The organism is Vibrio sp. HS-50-1 (genome assembly GCF_024747315.1).
In the GTDB taxonomy this organism is placed as follows: Bacteria; Pseudomonadota; Gammaproteobacteria; order Enterobacterales; family Vibrionaceae; genus Vibrio; species Vibrio diabolicus.
In genome coordinates this window covers 605,013-617,191 of the sequence record NZ_JAMPZF010000048.1, presented here as the reverse complement: position 1 = coordinate 617,191, position 12,179 = coordinate 605,013, and the positions used below count along the sequence as shown (strand labels likewise).

Genomic DNA, 12,179 nt, shown 5'->3' with positions numbered 1-12,179 from the left:
ACGAGCAAGCTAATAAGAAAATACATAAACATCACACTTGAAAATAATTATCATTTTCAATAATATGTAAATATTCCCCCACTTTCAATGATGTGAGAGCTATTAATACCATCGTTATTATCAATCAACACAATAAGTAAAATTATCAGTAATTCCCGTCCTAAACGTTTGCGTAATCGCTAACCTTCTCTTAACCTTGATTTGAGGCTTTTATCACGGTTTTTCCATTGATATAGTGCGTCCATACAACAAAAAAAGACCATTCGAGGCATGGAGCTTCCTCATTAATCTCAAGATGAGAAGAATTGGTACCGACAAAATTCGGCAGATTTTAAGAGGGTCAAAAAATGGACATGAATATGGTTGAGATTTTAGGTTATGCAGCTTCAATCATGGTCGCAATTTCGCTAACTATGAAAGATATTGTTAAGCTTCGTATCCTTAACTTTATTGGTTGTGCGCTATTTACTGCTTACGGACTAATGATTGATTCTTGGCCTGTAGTATTAACTAACGGTTTTATTGCTTGCGTTAATATCTACTTCCTAGCAAAAATGCAACAGGAAAAAAAAAGCCTAGAATCTAGAGCCTAAAAAGCAATAGCATTCGAACAATAAAAGCCCGCGAATGATAAGATCGCGGGCTTTTTGCTTTTAATGCGCTCTCATTTTCTGCACATTCATCAATAGCTCTAGCGAACCCAGTTAAGTGCTAATGTTTCTCGACGAGAGAACATGTCTACATGCGATGAGATTATCGCCTTCACTGTGCTCAGTTTCTCTTCGGAATCCGCCTCACAAATAATGGTCAAGCTAGACTCGCAAAGAGCAAACTCCGCTTTTCCCGTCGGGAATGTCACCAAACCGCTGTTTTCATTCCAAGTAGCAGGAACCTTTCGTCCAAAATGCCGACAAAGCGTCACTAAGTATTTGTCAGCGTGTTCGCTATCTATTCGGGTACTTTCTTTAATCATGAATTTACTCGTGTTTTGAAGCGCCCCCTCTCGGGAGCTCTATTAGAATTGATAAGCAGCAGAAAGTTTGAAGTTGCGACCCGGCTCGTAGTCATCAAGCGTGAAGCCACGTGCCGTACCCGAACGAGACGCATGAGAGCTGTACAACTCGTCAAATACGTTATCAATACCAAAGGTCACCGACAGTCCATCAATATTAGACGGCACCCATTGAGCATATAGATTATGTACATCATAGCTTGCTTTCTTTGGCTGACCATCAAAGACGTTGTCTTCCTCTAGAACAAACATTGAGTTCCACCCGAAGATCGTTTCTAAAGCGTCTGACTGGTAATCCAAAGTTAGAGCAATACTATCACCCATATCAATGCTACGCCCATTACCCCCAGCAACAGGGCCACCAGTATTCTTGTTTTTGGTGTCCGACTTAGAGTAAGAAAGTTTGCTGTTAAACTTGTCGTAACCATAAGAAGCACTTGCCTCAAAGCCTTTAATCTCAACATCACCTAAGTTGTAAATCAGGTAAGTTTGAGTCGCGTTTTGGTACTGGTCTGCAATGTAATCATCAATTTCCGTTTGGAATGCCGTAATATTCGCTCCAAAGAAATGCTTATCAAAGGTTTTATCAAAACGGACACCACCCTGTGTGTTCAACCCCGTTTCTGGCTTTAGTCCATCCTCTAAAAATGCAACGTCTTGGTAAGCAATAAAGGTTTCCATCAGCTCAGGGCCTTTGAATAGAGAGCGTGCGCTCGCAAACAACGCCCAATCCTGAGTGACTGCCCATTCTGCTGCTAGGGCCCAGGTCACATCATCATAGTTACTCGTCCCCGTTTCAGCTTCACGTTTGTAATCATCAAAACGCATACCTGCGGTAACAAAGAAAGCATCAGAGAAGAAGAACTGGTCTTCTACAAACAATGCGGTTGAAATGGCCGATTCATCCATGAACTTACGACTACCGTAGTAACTTGAAGATGTCTTATCCATGTAGTCGAAACCATAGGTGATTCGATTATCAAACTCACCTAACATAACATCCGACTGGAACTTACCATTCAAACCAAAGTTTTGGTTTTTAGCGGTGTTCTTCGATAAACGGTTCGAAGGCCAGCGAGGAGCCATAACGCTCTCATCCCGTTTAATTTCTGTCTCGGTATTATAAAGTGTGACGTTACCTTTATGCTGTTCGCCTCGCAGCTCGTAACTCAAGGTAACGGTATCTCGGTCATAATCCGTAGGAATAAGTAACGTGCTCGATAAGCCATTGTTCGCACTACCCGACATATCAGGACGCGGACTGTAATCACCACTGTCTCGGTACATGTCATAAGAGAGCTCAAAACGATGGATGTCGTTTAGTTCATACCCCAACTTAGCCAGAATGTTGTAAACATCACCCGCAGCGCCATAGGTTTTGTTGCCGTCACCATCTTCAAAGTCATCGCGCGTAACGTAATGGCCATAAACCATCGCATCAATGTTTTCGGACAAAAGCCCGTACAGTGTCAACGAGCCTTGTTGGTTGTCGTTGGATGCATAACCGCCATAAACACGAGCACCAAACTTTTCATCGTAACGAAGTAAATCGCGAGCGTCTTTCGTTTCAAAATAAACTGAGCCGCCTAAGCCATTTTGAGTCACAGAGTTATTACCTACCTGGATATCGGCAGATTTGAGAATGTCAGGGTTTAGCGTCAAGTTACCAATGTGATGGAACATGCTCGCATGCTGAGAAGCACCATCAAGACGAATGTCCAAATCGGTTTCGCTCAAACCACGAATGGTAATACGTTGATTCACAGAGTGTGTTCCACCAACATCCACACCGGGAATATCGCGCAGTAAATCAGACATATGATCCGCTTGCTTCAGTGACATATCGTCTGCAAACATCGACTCGGTATTGCTAGAAACTTTTGTTCCCCATACAACGACTTCTTCAAAATGTGACTCGGTATCTTGAGCTAAAACAGGGTTTGATAGCGCCATTCCCACTGCAAGGCAAAGGCTTGAAAGCTTGATAGATGAACAAGCAGGGCTTTCCATAACTTCATTCCTAAATATTAATGATAATAATTCTCAGGTATAATAAGCATGAGTTTTATAAATACAAAGGCGATTTGATTATGCGAAATCGCACAAGTGTTATGAGGAAGTGTCAAATGCAGGAAGTCACACCAAAACGAACTAGAATTGCCAAGATAGCTTTAACCCAAAGGCTAGAGGCGACAGAGAAACAATGGATTGTCACGCAAGGCCAACCTTGTCAAACTCAACTGGCAGAAGGAAAATTCCTATCATATCAGTACAATGATCAAATCTTTGTTCATGGTGGACGTTGCCTAGAGCTCGTTGATTCACATATTGTTTCTACTGCACACGCCTCACTGTTGGTCACTATTCTTTTAGAAGGTAAGCTCTCGTTTGGCTATGACGATTTGCAATTTGATTTAGACGCAAGCGACGGCCCTAAAGGTGTCGTGGTGAACCTACTCAAACCTGCAAACTTTCGTCGTTCACTGCTCAAAGATAACCTCATTAATAAGATCAACATATTGGTTAAGCCCCAGTGGCTAGAGGCTCGCCTTGACCAAACCTGTCGTCATCGGTCCTTTTTTAACTCTCATCAGGCGTTTCATCCTCTAGAGCTTAACCAGGCGTTATGCGAACTAGCTGAAACGCTGACAAGCCGAGAATCACCACAAGAATTCCAAGATAAGTTGGAAGTTGAAAGCTTGATCTATCAAATTTTGCATCAAGCGACTGAGCAAATCCCCAAGAACTTCAGTGCTAATAAAAATAACCTTGAACGGCACACAGATGGTCGAATAGAGGATATTGTTAGCTATATAGAAACTCACCTTGAGCAAGAACTAGGCTTAGAAAAGTTGGCAAGCGTGTTTTCAATGAGTGTTTCAAACCTGCAGCGCCGATTTAAACAATCACTCAATATGACCGTAAATGGTTATATTCGCTTTCGGCGCCTTGAGATTGCGAGGCAACATTTGGAACGTGGCCTAGTGACGATCACGGAAGCTGCTTATGAAGCCGGATACCACCACCCTTCCAACTTCACCTGCGCTTTCAAAAAGGTATTTGGTGTACCACCGCATGAAGTGATAAAAGAGTAAAGAGGCCCTAGGTAACTAACTGTTATTTAGGAGTGTCTTATCTACAACATCGGTATATACTCGCCTTAAACGTTATGGAGGTTAAACATGAATATTGGTGCTGTCGCAAAGCTTACTGGGCTTTCATCTAAGTCGATTCGATTGTATGAAGACAAAGGGATCATATCTCCACCAGCGCGCAGCGACTCTGGCTATCGCGAATATTCAGATAATCATATTCAAGAGCTTAACTTAGTATCACGCGCAAAAAACGCAGGCTTTTCATTGCAAGAATGCAAAGAGTTTGTGCAACTTGCCCATAATCCCAACCGAAAAAGCAGCGAAGTAAAAGCAAGAACCATGGATAAGCTGAGAGAGGTTGAAGAAAAAATCGCGCACCTCATGGAGATTAAAACGCAACTTGAAGGTTGGGTTTCTTCTTGTCCGGGAGACGCTGAAAGCCGATGCCCAATCATAGACGAGCTCACCAAGTAAACTCGCCTATCTATCCTCATTGAAGAATCGCTTTCATTAAGCCCTGAGGTTGGATTAGTGGTAAGTACACATGCGCTTGCCGTTTAATTCGATAATATTAAACGGCGTTTCGTAGATATCCTCTAGCGTAGACGCCTGAATCACCTCTTCCACCGCACCACTTGCCACAACTTTGCCTTGCTTAAGCGCCAATATGACATCCGAGTAGCACGCTGCGAAATTAATATCATGAATTACCACCACCATGGCTTTGTTCATGTCATGAGCTAACTGCTGCACGACTTTCATGATCTGAAGAGAGTGTTTGATATCTAGATTGTTAAGTGGTTCATCAAGAAAAACGTAGTCTGTATCTTGTGCAATCACCATGGCAATAAACGCAAGCTGTCGCTGACCACCACTTAATTCATCCAAATATTTGTCTTGTATACCTTGTAAATCTAGATAGTCGATCGCTTGTTCAATCACCGCATGATCTTCTTTGGTCAGATTTCCTTTGGAGTATGGGAAACGGCCAAAAGAGACCAACTCTTTCACGGTAAACCGCATGGTAATCGAGTTGGCTTGACGAAGTACCGCCAGCTTTTTCGCTAACTCTTTAGTGTCCCATTCCGCAATTTCCTTACAATCAATGACAACACTACCACCATCCCGCTCCGTTAAGCGCGAAGCCATAGATAACAGCGTGCTCTTTCCCGCGCCATTCGGGCCAATAATGGACGTCACTTTGCCCTTTTCAAACTGAGTATTGGCCTCATCAACCACTTTATTTGAACCGAAGGCCTTCGTTAATTTGTCTATCACTATCATATTTATACAACTTTGTTTTTCAGTAGTAGGTATAAGAAATACGCACCACCAATAAAGTTAATAACGACACTCAACGTCGTCTCAAAACTGAACACGTTCTCGATAATCCATTGCCCAGCCAGTAACGAGCTGATGGAGAGAAACGAACAACCAACCAATAGCGTTTTGTGTTGGTAACTTCGGAACATTTCTCGGCTTAAGTTGGTCACCAGCAAACCAAAGAACATGATTGGTCCCACTAGAGCCGTAGAAATAGCAATCAGAACCGCCGAGATAATGAATACATTTCGCGTCACCTTAGGTACGTCGACGCCCAAACTTTTCGCATTGTCTTGGTCGAGCCAAAACACATCTAAAGTGTGATGCATACTAAATAGCAACCAACATGCAAACATCAAAGCTGGTGCACTAAAGTAAACCAAATTCACTTTGACATTATTAAAGCTGGCGTAAAGTTTCGATTGAACGATTGCAAACGTATTGGGGTCCATCAGCAAAGAGAAAAATGACGCCGCATTGGAAAATAGCTGACCAAAGATCAAGCCGACCAATAGCAACGTAATTAAGTTCTTGCTTCCTTTAGAAAAGTAAAAACCAAACAACAATAACGAAAACGACACCATTACAATTACGGCAATCGCGAAATTGACGTACAAGTTAAGAACTAAAGTACTCAAACCACCAAAAATCAGCACGATCAAAATTTGCGTCAATACATACAACGCATCAAACCCCATGATACTTGGCGTTAAAATTCGGTTGTGCGTAATGGTTTGAAATACAAGTGAAGACTGAGCAATAGCCACACCCGCTAGCACTATCGCCAATACTTTAGGAACTCTACGAGATAAAAAATACTGGTAGTTGTCAGCCGTTAGCCCAATACCAATAAACAAACATGCAAAAAGTACCGCAATGCCACCTAGCAGTAGGATTTTCGTTGAATCACGCATGTTGCTTACCTCGCAACAACATCGCGATGAATACCACACCACCCAATATGCTGATCACGATAGAGATTGGCATTTCATGAGGGAAGATAATCAAACGACTCACCAAGTCGCAACACAACACTAAAGTCGCCCCATACATGGCCGTAAGCGGAATGTTCTTTTTGAGGTTATCACCATAAAAGTGACTCACGAGGTTCGGCACAATCAGACCAAGGAATGGCAGCTGCCCCACAATCATCACGACACTTGCCGACATGATGGACACCAACAGCACGCCAATCGTGACAACCTGCTGATAATTTAACCCCAAGTTAACCGCGAAATCTTTTCCGATACCCACGGCTGAAATCCTTGCGGCAAAAAGGTAGCTGAGAATAGCCATTGGTACCGCGATGTACAGCAGTTCAAAATCACCACGCAAGATGTTGGCGAAGTTTGCGACTGTCCAAGCATTCAGACTTTGAAGTGCATCGTATTTGTAAGCGATAAACGTGGTCATGGATTGGATGACATTGCCGAAAATAATCCCGACAAGAGGCACAAAAACCACACTCTTAAATTGAATGCGCTGAATAAAGAAAATAAACGCCAGCGTCCCAAATACCGAGATGCCGAATATGAGCCAAAGGTGATTGTCGTTGCCAAAGAAAACCACGCTCAGTACATAGCCCAGCATGGCGCATTCGATCGTACCGGTTGTAGAAGGTGCAGCAAATCGGTTCTGGCTGATTTGCTGCATAATAAGGCCTGCAATACTTAAGCCTGCACCAGCAAGCAGTATGGCGAATAAACGTGGTATACGGCTGGTAAAGAAAAGCTCTAACGCTTTCTCATCACCCGAAAATAACTGTTGGGGCGTCATGTTTGCCACCCCAACAAACAACGAAACCGTGCTTAAAACCACAAGGGTTAGCAATAACTTTTTCAAAGTTAACCTCTGCTATCTTGGATTACAGTTCAACGGTTTGCTTGATCTCACTGACCATTTTTTCTGTTGCAGTCACACCAGACATCGACAAGTACCACGCGTCCACATCTAAATAAGTGATTTTGTGATTCTTATATGCGGCGGTTGCTTTGACTAAGTCGTTATCCATGGACTTACGAATATCGTTATCTGGCGTGCCTTTTAACGAATTGCGGTCAACTACGAGTATATTTTTCGGGTTAGCTTCACGAATAAATTCATAAGAAATAACATCTCCGTGAGTGCCCGTTTTCACGTGTTCAACCGTTTCCAAGAAACCGAAATCGTTATAAATCACACCAAATCGCGATTGAGATCCAAACGCACTGATGTTGTCACCCATGCTTAAAATCGTTAACGCATCATTGTTATTTGATTGGTTGTAGTCACGAATTGCTTTGAATTGAGCATCTAGCGCTTCAATTTTCTGCTCTACTTTTTCTTCGATATTGAAGATTTTACCAATATTGCGCCACTGTGCTTGCGTACCTTCCCAGTAACCTTGATTCTCTTTCGCAGCAAAAACGACCGTAGGAGCAATTTCACTCAGCTCTTCATATTTCGCAGACGCTCGCGGACCAACCAATATCAAATCTGGTTTTTGCATGTAAATGGTTTCAAAGTCAGGTTCAAACAAACTACCCGCAGAGGTGTAGTTATCTTTGCTGTATTTTGAAAGGTAGCTAGGCAGATTAGAAGAGTTAGAGACTGCAACAGGATCGATACCAAAGTTGTCCAGCGCATCTAGCGGACCAAAGCCAATCACAACCACGCGTTCTGGTGATTGTTCTAGCTCGGTTTGACCCATGTAATGGTCAATCACAACCTTAGCAGCGAAAGAAGGAGAAACAGTAAATAGCGACAACATAGCCGCACCGACGAATTTTTTCATTTTGTTAAGCCTTAATGAGATCTATTATCATGCGCGTTCGCAATATAACGTTACTCTTTACTGCATTCAACAAAATTTAAGGTACTTTACATTAGTTACGCTTATTCGAGATCCAACTATATCAAAGACTTATAAAAACCATTCATTGCAATATCTAGGTGTATCATTCATGCGCTTCGATAAATGCTTTGAGTGCAAGCTCATCAATAATCTCCAACCCGTTTTCCGTTTTTGCAATCAATCCCTTTTCAATCAAATCTTTAACTGCACGTCGATAAACACGACCAGAAGTACCAAATCGCTCAGCTTCTTGATTTACTTTGTCAAAGCCACCGAGCAATGTGTTGGTTTGATTACGGACGAAAAGATCATACGCAATATTATAAGTAATGGGATGCAATAACCGATTGGTATAGATATCCATAGAGTCTTGATAATCTTCGGCCAACGCTGAAGCAAAGAACACCATCATTTCTGGATGCTTTTGTAGCGCTTCAGTTAGTTTTTGGATGCAGATGACATCAACCTGCATGTGCTCGTCTGCAATCACGTTCCATTGGCAAGGAGTCTGAGTGAAGTACTCCATTTCACCATAGATATGGTAGTCGCAGTTTGCCTCTCCTAATTGAAAGCGTCGCCCATTCGCGGCCAATATGCTCATTGAAACTCGACCTACCGGCACAACATATAAGTACTGAAGTTGCTCACCTTGACGGAGAATTTCTTCCCCAGCATCAAAGTAACGCGTACTAATTTGACACTGATAGATCATCTCACGAAAGGCAACGCTCTTTTTTTCAAGGTATGTTTTGAAGCGGCCAGTTGGATACGGGCTGATTTTCATTCTCTGCTCTCTCAGAAAAGTTACTGACAACTATCTCAGGTGGATTGTACCCCGTAACACCAAATAAAAAAGCGACAGTGGCCTGTCGCTTTACATTCATTGATTTATAAGAGTTGCTGAAGTTAGTACGGACTATCTCTGAGCAATCAGCGCTTCTAACGCCGTCATTGCAGCAAGCTTCTCACCTTGCATCATTACTTTCGCTTCATCAACGTACTGGCCAACCCCTTCTTTCACATCTTGTTGATACAAAACGACGTTATTTAAGATCGAAGCCACATGAAGGCCACGTAACCGGCCAACGGCAAGCAAAGCTGAGGTTTCCATATCTGCACCTAAGACGCCCTTCTTGTTCCAGTATTGGCATATCGCATCTTCGTCATCGGTATAGAAACTGTCGTGAGAACGTACCACACCGAAATGATAACGCGCCTCTTGTACTGACAGGTAACGCTCAACTTCCTTTAATAAGGAAAAGCTTGCGTACGCCGGATAAGCCGAATCCACATACGCTTTGGAGCCGCCTTCATCTCTTACCGCACCTTCGGCAATGATTAGCTCGCCAAGCTGAATACCAGATTGCATCGCACCTGCCGATCCGACACGTACTACATGAGTCACACCGCACTGTTTTAGCTCTTCAACTGCGATGATCATCGATGGAGCGCCGATGCCTGTACTGCATACTGAAACAGGCTGGTCTTTGTATTTGCCAGTAAAAACTCGGTACTCGCGATTTTCCGAGATCATTTCTGCATCATCCAATAATGCGGCAATACGATTAGCTCGGTCTGGCTCACCACATACAATGACGAGAGGAGCGATTTGTGTTTCATCAACACCAATATGAGGTTGTTTCGTCATTTTTCGTTCCTTATGCTGCAGCTTGAGCTAAGGTTTTATCGCCATTGCGCTTGGCGCTACGGGCCCATTCACGCGTACCATTGGCAGCAATGAACATCAAAATCGCATACTGAACGGACATCGCATAAACACCCTGTGTCGCGTAAATGCCAACACTGATGATGTTAATCACAACCCAAAGGATCCAGTTTTCCACATATTTACGTGTCATCAGAATTTGTGCAACAACAGAAAGTACTGTCATGGTTGCATCCCAAAACGGGAACGCATCAGGTTCAAGTACCGGATCAGCCAAACCTGCACCAAAGAGATTCAAGCTATCAACAGCAATATTTGCTAATGCAAAGAAAAAAGGGTCGATGTAGATGGTTAACAACGCGATAGACACAACGCTAATAGAAGCAGTGGCGATGAGTTTCTGTTTGTTTAACCAGCGTACTTCCAGCGTTTCACCTTCCGCGTTTGGACGAGTCCACGCATACCAACCGTAAATGTTCGCACAGAAGAAAAACAGTTGAAGAAGTAATAATCCGTATAACTGAATTTGGAAAAAGATAACGGCAAAAAGAGTGACATTCAGCAAACCGAATAAGTAGTTGATGGTTTTTTCTTGGCTAGCAAACCAAATGCAAAGCAATCCAAAAACCGTACCGAAGGCTTCGATCCAACTCATTGCGTAACCGCCGCCTATTGGAATGTTAACCAGGGTGTTGTTTATATCGAGTAAGGCAAGTAGGTCCATGTCGATGTCCTTTATTATTTTGTTTGGGAATATGCCTATATTAGGGCGTGACACCTAACAAAAAGGAGGACATTTGTCCCCCTCTTGATGCACTCGATCATAATTCAGTTCAATATTTGCTTAAAAGCAATAAATGACTCAATTGAACCGCTTGGAAATTAACGCGCCTAAGAATCCAAACCTAAATAGCGCTTTTTGAATGCGGAAGCTGATGCAAATAAAGCTGACGCCAAAAGTGTAATAACAAACCCAATTGCGTACTCGAATGCTTCATTCACCAAGAGCTGATAACAGCTCACAAAAAAAATCAGTATGACCGCAATAACATTAACTCGGTGAAACCAAGGATGCTTTACGGAGAACTTAGCGTAACCTTTTGATAACATTTAACTAATCCGCCAGACAACAATTAATATTTTTATTTATAATCAATGGTGATAGTAAGGCTTTATAGTATAAAGAGAAACGACTTTTTTGATTTTTTAGCTCAACATCACAGGTCATCTAGTGCTGCTTGACTTTAATATCTTGACACTTTTTCGTTCAACTAAGGTAGGTTCTAATTGCACGACTTGCGCTTCTGTTGATTTATCATCCAATTTTCGGACAAGCGTTTCCACGGCAGCTTGCCCAAGACGGTATTTAGGCTGGTGAATTGTGGTGAGTGATGGCGACATGAACTTCGCGATATGTATGTCATCGTAACCGATGATTGAAATCTGTTCCGGGACTTTAATATTGAGCTCATTTGCGGCGTTAATCACACCCATCGCCATCATATCATTGGAAACGAAAATCGAGCTGGGTAAGGTGCCTCGCTGCGCCATTTTCATAAATGCTTGATATCCGCCTTCACATTCGAAGTCCGATTCAATTATCCAGTTAGCATTAAATTCCAAGCCAGCTTCGTTCATCGCACGTTTGTAACCTTCGTATCGCATTTGTGCTTGGTGTTTAATCAAAGGGCCGGTGATACATCCTATTTCTGTGTGGCCGCAATCAATCAGGTATTTCGCCGCTAGGTAACCGCCACGAAGCGAGTTATCTTGAATTTTGTCGCTCGTAAACAGCATCGGCCCCCAATCCATCACCACGACAGGGATATCAGGATAACGCTCAAATACATCAATACGCTCTCCCTCTAGCGAGGAGCACATCAAGATCAAACCATCGACACGCTTTTGCAAAAGCGTATTAATGGATTGGCGCATGCGTTCGTTATCACCTTCGGTATTGCATAAAATGAGGCTATAACCTTTGTGATAGCAACTGCGTTCGACGCCTTTTACGACTTCGCCAAAGAATGGGTTGGTTGAAGTTGTCACCAGCATACCAATGGTTTTGGTACGATTGACTTTGAGGCTTCGCGCCAAAGCAGATGGCGCATAGTAGTTGAGCTCTTTTGCGGCATTATTGACGCGTTCGGAGATCTCTTCACTCACAAAACGCGTCTTGTTAATAACATGGCTCACTGTTGAAGTGGAAACCCCTGCCAGTTTTGCGATGTCTTTCATCGTCGCCATGTT

The 12,179-nt window shown here is 42.8% G+C and carries 13 protein-coding genes; 3 read left to right on the top strand and 10 right to left on the bottom strand.

What is annotated here, in order from left to right; translation table 11 throughout:
- Nucleotides 1-347 precede the first annotated feature (347 nt).
- The gene (locus tag NDJ01_RS22005; protein WP_005397186.1) at nucleotides 348-593 is read left to right on the top strand and encodes a YgjV family protein; all 246 of its coding nucleotides are present in this window, start codon (nucleotides 348-350) and stop codon (nucleotides 591-593) included.
- A 98-nt stretch (nucleotides 594-691) separates the two neighbouring features.
- Here NDJ01_RS22005 and NDJ01_RS22000 read toward each other — a convergent pair whose 3' ends face one another.
- Together NDJ01_RS22000 and NDJ01_RS21995 are read right to left on the bottom strand one after the other, a co-directional pair.
- A complete protein-coding gene (locus NDJ01_RS22000) occupies nucleotides 692-973 on the bottom strand; it encodes a DUF2218 domain-containing protein (RefSeq protein ID WP_046875989.1) in 282 nt (93 codons plus the stop codon).
- Between the two features lie 42 nt (nucleotides 974-1,015).
- Nucleotides 1,016-3,022 (bottom strand): TonB-dependent siderophore receptor, encoded by a 2,007-nt coding sequence (locus NDJ01_RS21995; protein WP_258587349.1) that lies wholly within the window; start codon nucleotides 3,020-3,022, stop codon nucleotides 1,016-1,018.
- Nucleotides 3,023-3,138: 116 nt separating this feature from the next.
- On the opposite strand from NDJ01_RS21995, the gene NDJ01_RS21990 reads away from it, so the two are divergent.
- Together NDJ01_RS21990 and cueR are read left to right on the top strand one after the other, a co-directional pair.
- Entirely contained in the window at nucleotides 3,139-4,107 is a 969-nt protein-coding gene (locus tag NDJ01_RS21990) for a helix-turn-helix domain-containing protein (RefSeq protein WP_257081286.1), read from the top strand.
- A gap of 87 nt (nucleotides 4,108-4,194) precedes the next feature.
- Nucleotides 4,195-4,581 (top strand): Cu(I)-responsive transcriptional regulator, encoded by a 387-nt coding sequence (gene cueR, locus NDJ01_RS21985; RefSeq protein ID WP_012842332.1) that lies wholly within the window; start codon nucleotides 4,195-4,197, stop codon nucleotides 4,579-4,581.
- 54 nt (nucleotides 4,582-4,635) lie between these two features.
- Here cueR and vctC read toward each other — a convergent pair whose 3' ends face one another.
- The 8 genes from vctC to NDJ01_RS21945 form a co-directional block, all read right to left on the bottom strand.
- A complete protein-coding gene (vctC, locus tag NDJ01_RS21980) occupies nucleotides 4,636-5,391 on the bottom strand; it encodes an iron chelate ABC transporter ATP-binding protein VctC (protein WP_257081282.1) in 756 nt (251 codons plus the stop codon).
- A gap of 2 nt (nucleotides 5,392-5,393) precedes the next feature.
- Complete coding sequence (gene vctG, locus NDJ01_RS21975) at nucleotides 5,394-6,344, bottom strand: iron chelate uptake ABC transporter permease subunit VctG (RefSeq protein WP_161442085.1); 951 nt, start codon at nucleotides 6,342-6,344, stop codon at nucleotides 5,394-5,396.
- A complete protein-coding gene (gene vctD, locus NDJ01_RS21970; RefSeq protein ID WP_258587348.1) occupies nucleotides 6,337-7,272 on the bottom strand; it encodes an iron chelate uptake ABC transporter permease subunit VctD in 936 nt (311 codons plus the stop codon). The genes vctG and vctD overlap by 8 nt, the downstream gene beginning before the upstream one ends.
- Nucleotides 7,273-7,294: 22 nt before the next feature.
- Entirely contained in the window at nucleotides 7,295-8,203 is a 909-nt protein-coding gene (locus NDJ01_RS21965) for a siderophore ABC transporter substrate-binding protein (RefSeq protein WP_048624947.1), read from the bottom strand.
- A gap of 163 nt (nucleotides 8,204-8,366) precedes the next feature.
- A complete protein-coding gene (locus tag NDJ01_RS21960) occupies nucleotides 8,367-9,047 on the bottom strand; it encodes a Crp/Fnr family transcriptional regulator (RefSeq protein WP_006741007.1) in 681 nt (226 codons plus the stop codon).
- 132 nt (nucleotides 9,048-9,179) lie between these two features.
- The gene (locus NDJ01_RS21955; protein ID WP_258587347.1) at nucleotides 9,180-9,911 is read right to left on the bottom strand and encodes a nucleoside phosphorylase; all 732 of its coding nucleotides are present in this window, start codon (nucleotides 9,909-9,911) and stop codon (nucleotides 9,180-9,182) included.
- A gap of 10 nt (nucleotides 9,912-9,921) precedes the next feature.
- Complete coding sequence (pnuC, locus tag NDJ01_RS21950) at nucleotides 9,922-10,653, bottom strand: nicotinamide riboside transporter PnuC (RefSeq protein WP_005397168.1); 732 nt, start codon at nucleotides 10,651-10,653, stop codon at nucleotides 9,922-9,924.
- A gap of 500 nt (nucleotides 10,654-11,153) precedes the next feature.
- Complete coding sequence (locus NDJ01_RS21945) at nucleotides 11,154-12,176, bottom strand: substrate-binding domain-containing protein (protein ID WP_005397164.1); 1,023 nt, start codon at nucleotides 12,174-12,176, stop codon at nucleotides 11,154-11,156.
- Between the last annotated feature and the right edge of the window lie 3 nt (nucleotides 12,177-12,179).